The organism is Streptomyces albofaciens JCM 4342 (assembly GCF_008634025.1).
Classification (GTDB): Bacteria; Actinomycetota; Actinomycetes; order Streptomycetales; family Streptomycetaceae; genus Streptomyces; species Streptomyces albofaciens.
Genome location: NZ_PDCM01000002.1, coordinates 1,677,806 through 1,692,795 on the forward strand (window position 1 = coordinate 1,677,806; position 14,990 = coordinate 1,692,795).

Below are 14,990 nucleotides of genomic sequence, written 5' to 3' on the forward strand. Positions count from 1 at the left end.
CAATTGCTACTGCCGTACCCGGGCGCCCGCAAGGCCGCCGACCGTTCTTTCACCCGGTGTTCGAGTGCGGCCGCTGTCCGTTGCGCGGCCGGATGCTGCCCGTAGGGGATGAGTTCTATTCCGTACCGGAGCGTTTTTGTCCCGCACGCGGAAGATTCTGCTCGAACCACACCGTCTTCCCGGTCGCCGTCCGGCTCGTCCCCCACTCCCGCGCGAGTCTGCTGACCACCCGCAGCCCGCGCCCGAACTCGTCGTCGTCCGCCGCGCTCAGCATCTGCGGCAGGGCGTGGTCGTCGTCGGACACCTCGCACAGCAGGGCTTCCGTACGGACCAGGCGCAGCTGCACATGCCGGGTGTGGGCGTGCCGTACCGCGTTGGTGACGACCTCGCTGACCAGCAGCTCGGCGGTCTCCGACGCCGCCTGCAGACCCCACCGCGCGAGCTGGGCGCGGACCAGGCGGCGGGCGCGGCCCGCCTCGCGCGCGTCGGTGGCCAGCCGCCACTCGGCCACGTCCTCCTGGGCGATGCCGTTGAGCCGTGCCATCAGCAGGGCGACATCGTCCTTGCGGCCGCCGCGGACGTTCAGCGCGCGGATGATGGCGTCGCAGGCGTCGTCCATGGAGGCCGCCGGGTGGGCGGCGGACTCGGCGAGGGCCGCCAGGCCGACGCCTATGTCCTCGCCACGGACCTCCACCAGGCCGTCCGTGCACAGCACCAGCCGGTCCCCGGCCGCGACCGGGACCGTGACCGCCTCGAAGGGCACGCCGCCGACGCCGATGGGCGCGCCGGTCGGCAGCTCCAGCAGCTCGCTGCGGCCGTCCGCGGCCCGCACCAGGACGGGCGGGATGTGCCCGGCGTTGGCGATCACCACCTGCTGGCCGATCGGGTCGTAGACCGCGTACAGGCAGGTGGCGAGGTAGTTGTCGCCGAGGCGCTGCGCGAGGTCGTCCAGGCTGCGCAGCAGCTGCGCCGGGTGCATGTCGATGCCGGCCATGGTCTGCACGGCCGTACGGAGCTGGCCCATCATCGCGGCGGAGTTCAGCCCGTGGCCCATCACGTCGCCGACGACGAAAGCGGTGCGCGAGCCGGGCAGTTTGATGGTGTCGAACCAGTCGCCGCCGACCCGGCCGAGGCGGGTGCCGGGCAGATAGCGGGTGGCCGTGTCACAGCCCGCCATGCGCGGTGCGATGTGCGGCAGCATGCTGTCCTGGAGCGTCTCGGCGACGTTCTCCTGATAGGTGTACATGCGGGCGTTGTCCAGGACGAGGCCGGCGCGGGCGGCCAGTTCGGCGCCGGTGACCCGGTCCATGTCGTTGAACTCCATGCGCTCCGGGTGGCGCAGCAGGATCATGAAGCCCAGGACCACGTTGCGCGCCTTGAGCGGCACCACCAGCAGCGAGCGGCGGTTGATCAGCGGGCTGATGTCCCGCTTCTCGAACTGCGCGGCGATGGCGTTGCCCAGCTCCTCGCTGATGCGCGGGATCAGCACCGGCTCGCCGGTGGTCATGCACTGGAAGAACGGTGTGTGCACGGGGAACGGCATCGACTCGCCGACCGGCACCACGTCGTCCCACCGGCCCGGTTCGTCGTTGTGCTCCACCGCGACGCGGTGCCACATGGTCGTGGCGTCCGGCGGGCCGTCGGGGAAGCCCTCGCCCGCGACGACCTGTTCGCGCAGATAGGTGCCGGCGACATCGGTGAAGCGCGGTACGACGGCCTCGCTGACCTCCTGGATCGTGTGGGCCAGGTCCAGGGACGAGCCGATCCGGCCGCTGACCTCGTTCAGGAACTCCAACCGCTCGCGGACGGCGGCGTATTCGAGGTCGGACTCCAGCTCCGCCGCGGCCTCGGCGGCGGACTGCGCGTCCGCGGCGGTGCCGGCGGCGCGCAGCAGCCGGGCCCGGCGCTCCACCCGGCGCGGCACACCCCAGTCCGGGGTGACCGGGAAGCGCTCCTGCTGGCTGATCTCCAGGACCGGATAGCCCAGTTCCAGCACCTGGGAGACGATCCGGGCGCTTTCCTGCGGGCTCATGCTCGGCAGGATCTGCGGCAGCTGGGCGGCCAGCACCTCCGAGCCGGGGAAGTCGGTGTGCAGGGCGAAGCCGGGCGCGAAGCGCTCGCTCTCCTCGGTGGTGTCGTCCGAGCCGGTGTGGTGGTGCAGTTGGTCGGCGTCCGCGGCGAGCACGAGCAGCCGCTCGTCGCCGGGGCCCACCAGGGGATACGCCCACCACAGGATGTCGACCGTGCCGCGCTGCACGTCCGCCATGCGGGCGCGGCCCGCGGTGGGGTAGGCGGCCCGGCCGCCGAGCGAGGCCTCCAGGTCGGGGCCGTCGAGCCGCTCGCCGTCCTCCTCGTCCCAGTCGCGCGCCGACCACTCCCCCTCCCCGAGCGCGCCGGAGACCGGCATCAGGTCGACGGCGGGCGTGCCCACCGCTTCCTCGCGGGCGGGGCCGAAGAGCCTGCGTGCGCCCGTGCTCCAGTGGGAGACCAGTCCGTCGGCGTCCACCACCACGACGGCGAGCGGTATCCGGCCGGGCACGGGGTCCCGTGGCGCCGGCACCTGAGGCACCGCGCCCACCCTGTCGTCGCCGTGCGACGGGCCACGCTCCATGGGCGGTTGCTCCTTCGTACACCGATCTTGCACCACCGCTACCACGGTACGACCGCGGGGTGACGGTGCGGGCCGCATTCACCGAATAGGTGGTGCGCCCGGCGCGAACGACCATGGCGCAAGCCGATCGGTCGTCCCGCGCGGCGCCACCGCCCCTCCCGCACCGCGGTGTCGGCCCGCCGGCAACCGGAACGAGCGCCCCCGGTCGGGGGCTTGCGGACGCCCGTATGGTGAGGGCGTGCCCAGACGGACCGAACAGGTGACCGCGGGGGCCCGCCGGACCGGCGCCCCCCGGGGCGGCCGGCAGGCCGGCCCCGCACCGGACGTCTTCGCCCCGCGCGGCGGCAACGACCAGGCCGACGGGCCGCTGCCGCTGCACCGCCTGGACGTCCCCGCACCGCATCTGCTGCCCTTCGCCATCGGCTCGTTCGACACCATCGGGCCCCTGTCGCGGGCCGGTTTCCCGCACCGGCACTCCTTCCACGAGATCGTGTACGTGACGGGCGGCACCGGCAGCCACGTCCTCGACGAGGACCGGTGGCCGCTGCGCCCGCCCCACCTGTGCTTCATCGCCCCTGGCCGGGTGCACTACTGGGACCGCGTCGCGGGTCTGCGCGGCTGGGTGATCCTGTTCACCGACGACTTCCTGCTGGCGCACCCCGGGGACCGGGACGCGCTGGCGGAGCTGGGCGAGCGCCCGTGGATGCGGCCCGGCCCGAAGGACGCGGCGCGGCTGAGCGACCTGGTGCGGGAGATGCTGCGGGAGTACGACGAGCGGGCCCCGTCGTTCCGTTCGGTGCTCCAGGCGCAGCTGCACATCCTGATCACCCGCGCGCTGCGGCTGTCCGTCCCGTACGGCGCGTCGGGCCCGTGCGGCGCGGACGGCCCCGGCGGCGCCGCGGGCCCGTCCGGCGTACGGCGCGCGGACTCCGCGTCGGGCCGGGCCGCCCTGGTCTCCCGGGAGTTCACCCGGTTACTGGCCCAACCGGACTCCGCGGGCCGCTCCGTACGGTCCTACGCCGACGAACTGGGTGTCTCCGTAGGGCATCTGACCGAGCTGGTCAAGCGCAGCACCGGCCGTACTCCGGGCCGTCTGATCCGGCACGCGCAGACCGTGGAGGCCAAGCGGCTGCTGTCCGGTTCCCGCCTGACGGTCGCTCAGGTGGCCCGCCGGGTGGGGTTCGCCGACCCCGCGTACTTCTGCCGCTTCTTCCGCAGGGAGACGGGGCTGAGCCCCGGCGACTTCCGCCGGGCCGCGGGCGGCGCCGGAGGAATTCACCATGACCTCCGTGCCGAGTCCATCGAAGGGCGGCCGCGGCCCGAATAGCGTCTTCCGCGGCCGCTCAGCCGGTACCGGCGGTGCGGACGCCCGGCTCCTGCCACCCCCCGTGCCCGGGCCCCGCCCTGCCCTGTCCCCCTTCCCCCTGCACACAGGAGCGATGCGATGGACGACGAACGTACGGAGAGCACGGACAGCGCGCGGAGCACGCGGGACGACGGTGTGCGCAGAGGCATCACCAGGAAGAACGTGCTCAAGGCCGCCGTCGCCGCGGTGCCGATACCCCTGCTGCTCGGCGGTGTCGCGCTGGCCCGGGACAGCAAGCCCTCCGACGGTCCGCTCACCCCCACCCCGTACTGCGACGACGGGGACGACCCGACGCCGCCGCAGATCGAGGGCCCGTACTTCAAGCCGAACTCGCCGCTGCGCGACTCGCTGATCCAGCCCGGCACCCAGGGCACCCGGCTCACCGTGAGCGGCTACGTCTTCGGACTGACCTGCCAGCCGCTGTCGCACGTCCTGCTGGACTGGTGGCAGGCGGACGTCAACGGCGACTACGACAACGTCGGCTTCCGCTTCCGCGGGCACCAGTTCACCGACCAGCGCGGCGCGTTCAAGCTGACCACGATCGTGCCGGGCCTCTATCCGGGCCGCACCCGGCACCTGCACGTCAAGGTGCAGGCCCCGAACCAGCCGATCCTCACCACGCAGCTCTACTTCCCCGGCGAGCCGCGCAACAACACCGACCCGCTCTTCAACCCGAAGCTGCTGATGAACGTGCGGCAGAACGGCTCGGCCAAGGAAGCGTCGTTCGACTTCGTCCTGCGGGTGCGCGGCTCGTCGACCCCGTCCCCCACGGGTCAGCCGACCGCGCCCGGCGGCACCTGGGCCGTCGGCACCGACTACCGCACCGGTGACCAGGTCACCTACGACGGCGCCGCGTACACGTGTCTGCAGCCGCACACCGCGCGCGACGGATGGGAGCCGCCGGCCGTCCCGGCGCTGTGGCGCCGCACCTGATCCGGGACGTCCGGTGACCGGTCCGCACACCGGGACCGGTCGGGCCGGTGCCGGTTTCGCGTGACCGGCACCGGCCGGGGCGGGCGCGCGGTCAGTCCCCGTGGCCGAGCTGGAGATCACGCTCGGTACGGCCGCCGCCCGTCACCTGGAGTACGGTCGCCACCGGCGGATAGCCCGCCGCGATGACGGTGTACTCGCCCGCCGACAGGTCGACGAAGCGGAACAGCCCGTCCGGGCCGGTGGTCGCGGTGTCCACCACGTTGCCGGCCGCGTCCAGCAGCGTGACCCGGGCGTCCCCGACGGGGCGCCCGTCACCGGCCCGGACGGTGCCGCGCAGCACCGCGCCGCCCGACAGTTCGATGTCCTGCCGGGTCTCCCGGGCCGCCTGGGCGGTGACCGGCAGGGCGGTGGGGCGATAGCCGGGGGCGCTGACGGCGAGGGTGTAGTCCCCGGCCACCAGCTCCGTGAGGACGTAGCCGCCCTCGCGCCCGCTGCGGGCGGTGGCGACGACCTCGCCGCGCACGTCCGTCAGCGTGACCGTGGCGTCGCGGACGGGAACGCCGTCGGCGGTGGTGACCGCGCCGGCCAGCCGCCCGGCCCCGCCGAGCACCACGTCCAGGCCGACCGGCCGCTCGCCGACGCTGACCGCGACCGCCTGCGGCCGGTGCCCGCCCGCCGCCGCGATCAGCACGTACGCGCCGGGGCCCGGTGTGCTGAGCGCGTACCGGCCGTCGTCACCGGTCGCGCCGCGCCCCACCTGGCGCCCGCCGGTGTCGATGAGCGTGAGGGCGGCGCAGGGCACCGTGCTGCCGTCGCGGTGCCGGACCGTGCCGCACACCGGGACGCCGGGGACGGAGGGGTCCTCGGACGCGGGCGGGGCGGCGGGTACGGACGGGACGGCGGCCGGTACGGACGGCGCCGGGTCCCGGTCCGGGCGCTCCGGCGCGCGGGGGACGGCCGCCTCGGTACGCGCGTGGGGGACCGGGGCGGCCTCCCGCGGCCCGGCGGGCGGCGGAAGCGGGGCGTGCGGAGCGGGTGGGACGTGGGAGGTGTGGGACACCAGGGGGTTCTCTTTCCGGAAGACGGCGAGCAGCAGGCCCAGGAGAAGCACCGGCAGGAGGTAGAGGAAGACACGCGGCACGGTGTGCGCGTAGGCCGCGGCCGGACCGTCGTGCAGCGCCGCGGGCACCGCGCTCAGCAGCCCCGGAACCAGCGCCTCCGGCTCGGCGTACCGGCCCGTCCCGGCCGGGCGGTGGACGAGGTGCGCGGCCAGCCGGTCGGCGAGGAAGGTCGCGAACAGGCCCGCGGCGACACTGCCGCCGAGGCGCCGCAGGGTGGCGCCGGGGGCGGGGGCGGGCCCGGCGCGCCGCACGGAGGCGCGTACGGCCAGGACGAGCGCCGGCAGCACGCAGCCGACCCCCAGGCCCAGCACGCCCGTTCCGAGGCTGTGCACCGGCCGTCCGGCGTCCTGCGGCACCCGGCACAGCAGCCACATCGCCCCGCCCGCCAGCGCGCAGCCCAGCGCCAGGAGCACGCGGTGGCGGCCGGTACGGCGGACGAGGTGCCCGCTCAGGGCCGCGCCGAGCACGAGGCCCGCCGTCAGCGGCAGCATCAGCAGCCCGGACCGGGTGGGCGACGCACCGTCGGTCACCGGCAGGAAGGTGGGCAGGTAGCCCGCGATCCCGAAGAGCGCGGCGCCCAGGGCCGCGCCGACCAGCCCCGTGACGGCGAACACCGCGTCCCGGAAGAGGTGCAGCGGCAGGAGCGGGTCGGTGGCGAAGTACTCGACGGCGACGAAGAGCAGCGCCGTGCCGAGCGCGCCCAGCCCGAGCCCGAGGACCGTCCGCGAGGTCCAGGCGTGTTGCGTACCGCCCCAATCGGCCAGCAGCAGGAGACAGGTGGCACAAGCGGCCAGCAGCAGCGCGCCCGTCAGGTCCGCCCTGGGCCGTACGGCGGGCCGCGGCAGCTTCGGCACGAACGCCGTCACGAGCAGCGCGAGGACACCGAACGGCACACCCGAGAAGAAGCACCAGCGCCAGGAGGCGTGATCGGTGAGGTAGCCGCCGAGCAACGGCCCCGCGGCGCCGACGAGTCCGCAGACGGTGCCCGTCACCCCCAGGGTCCGGCGGCGCACCCCGGGCGGGACCAGCGCCGCGAGGACCGCGTGGACCCCGGCGACCAGTCCCCCGGCCCCGGCGCCCTGGAGGGCGCGGAAAGCCGTCAGTTCGCCCGTCGCGTGCGCGCGGCCGGCCAGCACCGAGCCGGCGGTGAACAGGAGGGCGGCCACGACGAGGGCGGCCCGGCGGCCGGTCACCTCGCCGAGCCTGGCGTGCAGGGGCAGGCCGGCCGCGGCGGCGAAGAGGAACGCGGTCAGCAGCCAGGAGACGGGCTCCGGGCCGCGCAGGTCGGCGGCGATCTCCGGGAGGGCGGTGACGGCGACCGTCGGGCCGAGGGCCGCGGGCAGCAGGGCCAGGGGGAGGACGACGGGAAGACCCGGCGTCCGGCGGGCGTCCGGAGGCGGGCCGTCACCGCCCGTCCGGACCGGACGCGTGTCCGGTGTCCCCTCCCACCGCCCCTGTTCGGTCAGGGTGGTACCGCCCACGAACTGCTCCCCTCGTCACGCCTGCGCCGCCGCCCCTTTTGTTGCACCGGCGACGAGGGCGTTCAAGCGCGGCGGACGGGGGCGCCGGGGACGGCACTGGCCCCAACTACGCTTCCGGGCGCGTCCGTCGGGCGCCCATCAGGGGTTTCCCGGAGGTGGCGGTACGTTCCGGCACGGACGGCGGGCCCATGGAAACCACCCGAACCGGTGAGCATGCCGCGGCCCCTGAAGGGACCGCGGCGGCGTCCGGCCGGGCGTGACGGCTACTTCTTCTCCGTCTCCGCGGCGAGGTTGGCGAGCACCTCGTCGTAGATCCGGGCCAGCCCCTTCGGCGCGAAGGTCCGCTCGAAGAAGCCGCCGATGCCGCTGGCGCCCTGCCAGGTCGTGGTGACGACGACCTTGGCGCGGCCCTCGCCCGCCGGGGTGACCACCCAGGCCGTCACCATGGAGGAGTTGCGGTCCTTCTCCACCAGCTGTCCGTCGGTCGGCTCGTCGACCTCCAGCAGGCAGTCGCGCACCCGCTTGCTCGTGGCCTGGAGCTTCCAGTGGACGAGGGTGCCCTTGCCGTCGCCGCCCTCGCGCACCTCGTACTCGCTGAAGTGCTCGGGCAGCAGCTTGCGGCGCGTACCGCTGTAGTCGGCGAGCGCGTCGAACACGTCCTCCGGGTCCGCCGCGATCTCGCGCTGCGTGGTGGCCTCGACCTGGCCCATGTGTCTCTTCCTCCGGTGCTCGTCTGCTGTTCCCGCGGCCCGTGGGCCGTACCGGCGCCGTGCCGCGCCGCGGGAACACCACCTTAGGCGCGCGGCCCGGGCCCACGGGCGCCCGGCCGCCGTACGGGGCGGGCGCGCGGCTGCCGTACGAGGGCGGGCGCGGCCCCGCGACGCGCCGGGACACGGTGTGACAGACTCCGTGGGAACGCTTGTTCTATTATCTCGAACAGCGGGGCCACCGAGCGCCCCGGGACAGCGCCCGGGCGGGGAGCCGGAGCGCCGGGGCACAGCGAGGGAACACCGCCGGGGGGCCGAGGGACTCAGGAGGAAGCGCGATGCGCTGGGAGAATCTGGGCGAGCAGTCCGCCGCCCTCTTCGGCACGGATGTCGTCAGCCGTACGATCGACACCCCCGAATTCCGGGGGATCACCTTCCACGAGGTACGCGCCCGCTCGATCATCAACCAGGTGCCCGGCGCCTCCCGCATGCCGTTCGAACGGACGGTGAACCCCTACCGCGGCTGCACCCACGCCTGCGTCTACTGCTTCGCCCGCCGGACCCACGGCTATCTCGACCTGGACACCGGGCTGGACTTCGACTCCCAGATCGTGGTGAAGGTCAACGCGCCCGAACTGCTGCGGCGCGAGCTGGCCGCGCCCCGCTGGCGCGGCGAGCACATAGCCATGGGCACCAACGTCGACTGCTACCAGCGCGCCGAGGGCCGCTACCAGCTCATGCCCGGCATCCTCACGGCCCTGCGGGACCGCGCCAACCCCTTCTCCGTCCTCACCAAGGGCACCCTGATCCTGCGCGACCTCGACCTGCTGCGGCAGGCCGCCGCGGTCACCGAGGTCGGCGTCTCCGTCTCGGTCGGCTTCGTCGACCGCGAGCTGTGGCGCACCGTCGAACCGGGCACGCCCGCGCCGGAACGCCGCCTGGACGTCGTCCGCACCCTGGCCCGGCACGGCATCCCGGCCGGAGTGCTGATGGCCCCGGTGATCCCCTTCCTCGGCGACTCCCCCGCCCAGCTGCGCGCGACCGTACGAGCCATCGCCGCCGCCGGCGCCACCTCCGTGACCCCGCTCGTCCTGCACCTGCGCCCCGGCGCCCGCGAGTGGTTCATGGCGTGGCTGGCCCGGCACCACCCCCATCTCGTACGGCGCTACGAGCGGATGTACGCGGACGGCGCGTACGCCCCCAAGTGGTACCAGCGCCGGATCACGCGCCAGGTGCACGAGCTGGCGGACGAGTACGGCATCGGCCCGGCCCGCGCCGGGGAGGCGCGGCGCATCACCCGGCCGGCGCCCGGCACGGACCCCGCGGAGGCCGGCACGGCCCCGGCAACAGGCTCCGCCCCCGGACACACGCAGCTCGCGCTGCTGTGAACCTCCGGCCTACGCCTACGCCTCCGCCGCCGCGAGGGCGTGGGCGAGCCGGTCCCGGGCCCGGGTCTGGGCGGCTATGCGCTCGTCGATGACGGCGAGCCGCTCGCGGGCTATGCGCAGCCCCTCCGCCGAGGGCGGCGCCGTCGTCATGTCCCCGTCCAGACAGGCCGCGAAGCAGCTCACGTCGGCCAGGGTCAGACCCGCGTCCAGCAGATGCCGGATGTTGCGCACCCGGACGGCCGCGCCCGCGTCGTACACCCGGTAGCCGTTGTGGGCACGGACCGACGTGATCAGTCCCGCCCCTTCGTAGTGCCGCAAGGCCCGCGAGGACACCCCCGTCACCGCGGCCAGCTCGCCGATCCGCACCGGCCTCACCTCCCGCCATTGTTGTAGCAGGAGGCACTGACAACGGCGTGGGCCGGCAGATCCCAGGGAATTCCCCAGTGGGCCGGCCGGGCCGCGGAACCCGGCCGTCTCCAGGGCGGCGTCAGGCCACCACCGCCCCGCCGTCGACCGGCAGGATCACCCCCGTCACGAACGACGCCGCGGCCGAGGCGAGCTGTACGACGGCCCACGCGACCTCCTCCGGCCGGCCGACCCGGCCCAGCGGCGTGTGCCCGATCTGCCACTGCCGTACCGCCGCCCGCTGCTCGGCGGTCAGCCCCTGGTGTTCCCCGATGGGGGTGTCGACCGCCCCGGGCGCGACGCCCACGACCCGGATCCCGCGCGGCGCCAGTTCCACCGCCCAGCTGCGGGTGAGCAGTTCGAGGCCGGCCTTGGTGGCACCGTAGACCGCGTTCCCCGGCCAGGCCCGCTGTCCGACCGAGGTGCTGATGTTCACCACCACGCCGCCGGTCTCCTCCAGATACGGCAGCGCCGCCTGCGTCAGCAGTACCGGCGCCACCAGGTTCGTCGCGAGCTGCGGCTCGATCCGCTCCCGGGTCAGCGACCCCAGGCTTCCGCCGCCCACGATCCCGGCGTTGTTGACCAGCACGTCCAGCCGCCCGTGGCGTCGCACCGCGTGCTCGGTGATCTCCTCCGCCGCCCCGTCGGCGGTGATGTCGGCGACGTACGGCTCGATCGCCCCGTGCCCCTGCGCGGCCTCGGCCAGCGGCCCGGGCCGCCGCCCCACCGCGACCACCCGGTCCCCTGCCGCCGCGAACCGCCGCGCCGTGGCCCGCCCGATCCCGGTCCCCGCGCCCGTCACCACGACGACCCGGCCCTGTCCCTGCTGCCGCCCACGCGGCTGTTCCGTGCTCATCGGCCACAGCCTGGGACGTTGTCGCCAATGTCAAGGTCAAACCCTAGACATCACGCGCCACTCAGGACCCCGCCCGCTCCCCCGGCTCCCCCTGGATCCCCAGCCGCGCCAGCGAGGCCGCTGCCGCCGCGGCGAGCCGGGGGTGGTCGAGCGCCGCGGTGAGGACCGGGACCGCGCGCCGGTCACCCAGGGCGCCCAGGCCTTCCACGCAGGCCAGGGCCACGCGCCAGTACGGGTTGTGCGGGGTGAGGAGGCGTTCCAGGGTCGCTATCAGGGCGGGGACGGATTCGGGGGCGCGGAGTTCGGCCAGGAGGCGGACCGGGTGGAGGGCGTAGGCGGTGCGCAGGGGGTTGGTGGCGAGGGCCGCGGCGGCGCGGGCGGTGCGCGGGTCGCCGAGGCGGCCGAGGGCGTGCGCGGCGGTGGCGCAGCGCACCGGATCGCGGTAGTTGAGGAGCAGGACGAGGGTCTCGAAGGCGCGGCGGTCGCCCGCGCTCCCCAGGATGAACGCCGCGATTTCCCGTGCCCACAGCGGGCGCTCGACCGCGGTGAGCACCCGGGCCAGTTCCTCGCGCCCCGCCGGGGTGTTCTTGCGCGCCAGCCCGAGGAGCCGCTCGTAGGCGACGAGATCCTGCGGGGAGCGGAGTTCGGCACGCACCCGGTCCGTCAACTCGTGGAATTCATCTTCCATTTGCCGCTCCCTCCCGCGGATTCCTCACGGTACGTGCGACGTGGCCCGAGCCACAGCCTAAATCCCGCGCCAACCCCTGGCGCTGTTGGTTACCGACGAGTTAATCTGCTGGGCACGGGCAGCACCCCTGCCCCGGCGGCCTGGTGACGCAGCCGCCACAGCGTGCGGTCGGTTCGGCGTACAGCACGGCCTTCACGGCGCGGCCTCGGGACAGGGCCCCGCCGATCAACATCCGCTAGGGTCATGCATGTTCTGCATGTGCCCGGCCCCCTCCTCAGTCGTCACTTTCCCCTGCGCACATCGGTCCTCCTCCCTCGGGAGCCCCTGTCCGCACGGGATCCACTCCATGGAGTCTCGCGATGGACCCTCAGTCCACACCTGGCCGCCCGGCCGACGCCGCCACCGTTCCCCAGGTCTCCACCGTCTCCACCACCCCTTCGCCCCCCGCCGCGCCCCGAACGCCCGCCACCGTGGCCGTCATCGGCCTCGGCACGATGGGCACCGGCATAGCCGAGGTGCTCACCCGCGCCGGCCGCGAGGTGATAGGCATCGACATCGACGACACCGCCGCCCGCCGCGCCGTCGCGACCCTGGAGGCGTCCACCGCGCGGGCGGTGCGCCGGGAGCGCGTCACCGAGCGCGAGCGGCAGGACGCCCTGGCCCGCTTCCGTACGTTCCGCGACCTCCAGGCCGCCGCCGACGCGGACCTCGTCATCGAGGTCGTGCCGGAGGACTACGAGCTCAAGCGGCAGGTCTTCGCCGAGCTGGACGGCATCGTGCGGCCCGACGCCATCCTCGCCACCGGCACCAACGCGCTGTCCGTGACCCGCCTGGCGGCCGACTCCCGGCACCCGGAGCGCGTGCTGGGCCTGCACTTCTTCAACCCGGCGCCGGCCATGAAGCTGGTCGAGGTGGTCTCCTGCGTGCTGACCGCGCCGGCCGCCGTCACGGCCGTCACCGAACTGGCCCGCGAGCTGGGCAAGGAGCCGATCGCGGTCGGCGACCGGCCCGGCTTCGTCGCCGACGGGCTGCTGTTCGGCTATCTGAACCAGGCCGCCGCGATGTACGAGTCGCGGTACGCCACCCGCGAGGACATCGACGCCGCGATGAAGCTGGGCTGCGGCCTGCCCATGGGCCCGCTGGCGCTGCTCGACCTGATCGGCGTGGACACCGCCCGTACGGTCCTGGAGGCCATGTACGCGGCCTCCCGCGACCGGCTGCACGCGCCCGCGCCGATCCTGGGCCAGCTCGCCGAGGCGGGGCTGACCGGCCGCAAGGCGGGCCGCGGCTTCTACACGTACGAGGCGCCGGGCAGCGCCGCCGTCGTGCCGGACGTCCACTCGCCCGCCGGGGCCCACGAAACGGCCGCCGGGCGCACGGTGCGCGGTGTCGGGGTGGCCGGCTCGGGGACGATGGCGAGCGGGATCGCCGAGGTCTTCGCCAAGTCCGGCTTCCCGGTGGTGCTGGCGGCCCGCAGCCTGGAGAAGGCCGAGGCGGCCAAGGCACGCGTCGCCAAGTCGCTGGACCGTTCCGTGAAGAAGGGGCGGCTGACCGCCGAGGCGCGGGAGGCCGCCCTCGACGCGATCACCCCCGCCGGGACGCTGGACGCGCTGGCCGACGTGGACCTCGCGGTCGAGGCGGTCGCCGAGGACCTGGAGGTCAAGCGGCAGCTGTTCGCGACGCTGGACAAGGTGTGCAAGCCGGGCGCCGTCCTGGCCACCACCACCTCCTCGCTGCCCGTGGTGGCCTGCGCGCGGGCCACCTCGCGCCCGCGGGACGTGATCGGGATGCACTTCTTCAACCCGGCGCCGGCCATGAAGCTGGTCGAGGTCGTGCGGACCGTCCTGACCGCGGACGACGTGCACGCGACCGTGCGCGCGGTGTGCGCCCGGGTCCGCAAGCACCCGGTGGACTGCGGCGACCGGGCCGGGTTCATCGTGAACGCCCTGCTGTTCCCGTACCTGAACAACGCGGTCAAGATGGTGCAGGAGCACTATGCGACACCGGACGACATCGACGCCGCGATGAAGCTGGGCGGCGGCTACCCGATGGGCCCGTTCGAGCTGCTCGACGTGGTCGGCCTGGATGTGTCGCTGGCCATCGAGAAGGTACTGCACGCCGAGTTCCGCGACCCCGGCCTGGCGCCGGCCCCGCTGCTGGAACACCTCGTCGCCGCGGGCTGCCTGGGCCGCAAGACCGGCCGCGGCTTCCGTGAGTACGCCCGGCGCTGACGCGTGGCGGACGGCCCCGCCGCCGGCCGGCGGCGGGTGGGGCGGGCTGCTGGACCCTTCCGGCGGCCCGCACCCGGGAGGGGCCCGAGCGACGGCTGATGCCGCAGGCAGCGGAAATATGCAGTACCGTCCCCACATGTCCCAGCCCGCCCGTACGCAGTCGTCCGACGGAACCGAACCGACCACCCCCGGCACCCGCCGGGCCGCCGCCCAACGCCTGAAGATGCGCCGCGAACTGGCGGCCGCCGCGATGGAACTGTTCGCCGCCAAGGGCTACGAGGCGACGACGGTCGACGAGATCGCGGCCGCGGCCGGTGTCGCCCGCCGCACGTTCTTCCGCCACTTCCGCTCCAAGGAAGAGGCGATCTTCCCCGACCACGACGACACCCTCGTACGGGCCGAGGCCGTCCTGGACGCGGCGCCCGCGCACGAGCACCCGCTCGACACGGTCTGCCGCGGCATCAAGGAGGTCATGCGGATGTACGCGGCCTCCCCCGCCGTCTCGGTGGCCCGCTACCGGCTGACCCGCGAGGTGCCCACCCTCCGGGAGGCCGAGATCGCCTCGGTGGCCCGCTACGAACGGCTCTTCACCCGTTATCTCCTCGGCCACTTCGACGAGGGCGCCCACCACGAGGGCGACGACGACCCGCTGCTCGCCGAGGTCGCCGCCTCCGCCGTCGTCACCGCCCACAACCACGTGCTGCGACGCTGGCTGCGGGCGGGCGCCGAGGGGGACGTGGAGGCCCAGCTCGACCACGCCTTCGCGATCGTCCGCGCCACCTTCGGCACGGGCATCGGCGCGGGCCGCGGCCGGGGCGGCCAGGCGCGCCAGGAGCCCCCGGCGCGGACGGCGCGGCAGGGCGAGGTCCTGGTGACGGTGGCCCGTACGGACGCGCCCCTGGACGAGGTCATGCGCACGATCGAGAAGGCGCTCAAGCAGCGGTCCTGAGCCGTGTACGCCCTGGCGCCGGGGGTGGCGTGCGCCACCCCCGGCGCCAGGGCGCTGCCGACCATTCGGCCTCATAAAGGGCGACATTTCACCATTTCGGCTGGCCGTAGTGCCGCTCATGCGTGCCCCCCAGATGACATCTGAGAGAAATTGTTGGCACTCAGTGTCTTGTCGGCTGGCACGCGGTGTCATACGTTGATGTTGTCCGGGTGACCGGAGCGGGGCGCAAACCACCGCGCTCCGGCTGTCCCGGC

The 14,990-nt window shown here is 74.3% G+C and carries 11 protein-coding genes; 5 read left to right on the top strand and 6 right to left on the bottom strand.

All coding sequences use genetic code 11. The features are described from left to right. Positions 1 to 115 precede the first annotated feature (115 nt). Positions 116 to 2,611, bottom strand: a complete 2,496-nt coding sequence (locus tag CP973_RS27520) for a SpoIIE family protein phosphatase (RefSeq protein WP_150246620.1) — start codon at positions 2,609 to 2,611, stop codon at positions 116 to 118. Positions 2,612 to 2,984: 373 nt separating this feature from the next. On the opposite strand from CP973_RS27520, the gene CP973_RS27525 reads away from it, so the two are divergent. Together CP973_RS27525 and CP973_RS27530 are read left to right on the top strand one after the other, a co-directional pair. Continuing rightward, positions 2,985 to 3,938 carry a helix-turn-helix domain-containing protein gene (locus tag CP973_RS27525; RefSeq protein ID WP_244410265.1) on the top strand — a complete coding sequence of 318 codons (954 nt, stop codon included), beginning with the start codon at positions 2,985 to 2,987 and terminating at the stop codon, positions 3,936 to 3,938. Positions 3,939 to 4,055: 117 nt separating this feature from the next. Continuing rightward, the gene (locus tag CP973_RS27530) at positions 4,056 to 4,910 is read left to right on the top strand and encodes a dioxygenase family protein (RefSeq protein ID WP_150246621.1); all 855 of its coding nucleotides are present in this window, start codon (positions 4,056 to 4,058) and stop codon (positions 4,908 to 4,910) included. Between the two features lie 91 nt (positions 4,911 to 5,001). Here the strand turns inward: CP973_RS27530 and CP973_RS27535 are convergent, their stop codons facing one another. Then, positions 5,002 to 7,512, bottom strand: coding sequence for an MFS transporter (locus CP973_RS27535; protein WP_150246622.1), 2,511 nt, complete (start codon positions 7,510 to 7,512; stop codon positions 5,002 to 5,004). Positions 7,513 to 7,775: 263 nt separating this feature from the next. Then, positions 7,776 to 8,222, bottom strand: a complete 447-nt coding sequence (locus tag CP973_RS27540) for an SRPBCC family protein (protein WP_150246623.1) — start codon at positions 8,220 to 8,222, stop codon at positions 7,776 to 7,778. Positions 8,223 to 8,557: 335 nt separating this feature from the next. Here CP973_RS27540 and CP973_RS27545 point away from each other — a divergent pair, with 335 nt between their 5' ends. Continuing rightward, positions 8,558 to 9,607 carry an Rv2578c family radical SAM protein gene (locus CP973_RS27545; RefSeq protein ID WP_167538524.1) on the top strand — a complete coding sequence of 350 codons (1,050 nt, stop codon included), beginning with the start codon at positions 8,558 to 8,560 and terminating at the stop codon, positions 9,605 to 9,607. Between the two features lie 15 nt (positions 9,608 to 9,622). Here CP973_RS27545 and CP973_RS27550 read toward each other — a convergent pair whose 3' ends face one another. The 3 genes from CP973_RS27550 to CP973_RS27560 form a co-directional block, all read right to left on the bottom strand. Further along, a complete protein-coding gene (locus CP973_RS27550; RefSeq protein WP_150250329.1) occupies positions 9,623 to 9,973 on the bottom strand; it encodes a MerR family transcriptional regulator in 351 nt (116 codons plus the stop codon). A 121-nt stretch (positions 9,974 to 10,094) separates the two neighbouring features. Next, positions 10,095 to 10,868, bottom strand: coding sequence for an SDR family NAD(P)-dependent oxidoreductase (locus CP973_RS27555; protein WP_150246624.1), 774 nt, complete (start codon positions 10,866 to 10,868; stop codon positions 10,095 to 10,097). 61 nt (positions 10,869 to 10,929) lie between these two features. After that, positions 10,930 to 11,556: a HEAT repeat domain-containing protein gene (locus CP973_RS27560; RefSeq protein WP_150246625.1), complete on the bottom strand. Its 627-nt coding sequence runs from the start codon at positions 11,554 to 11,556 to the stop codon at positions 10,930 to 10,932. Positions 11,557 to 11,915: 359 nt separating this feature from the next. Here CP973_RS27560 and CP973_RS27565 point away from each other — a divergent pair, with 359 nt between their 5' ends. Together CP973_RS27565 and CP973_RS27570 are read left to right on the top strand one after the other, a co-directional pair. Beyond that, positions 11,916 to 13,787, top strand: coding sequence for a 3-hydroxyacyl-CoA dehydrogenase family protein (locus CP973_RS27565; protein WP_150246626.1), 1,872 nt, complete (start codon positions 11,916 to 11,918; stop codon positions 13,785 to 13,787). Positions 13,788 to 13,923: 136 nt separating this feature from the next. Further along, the gene (locus CP973_RS27570) at positions 13,924 to 14,736 is read left to right on the top strand and encodes a TetR family transcriptional regulator (RefSeq protein ID WP_208853311.1); all 813 of its coding nucleotides are present in this window, start codon (positions 13,924 to 13,926) and stop codon (positions 14,734 to 14,736) included. Positions 14,737 to 14,990 lie beyond the last annotated feature (254 nt).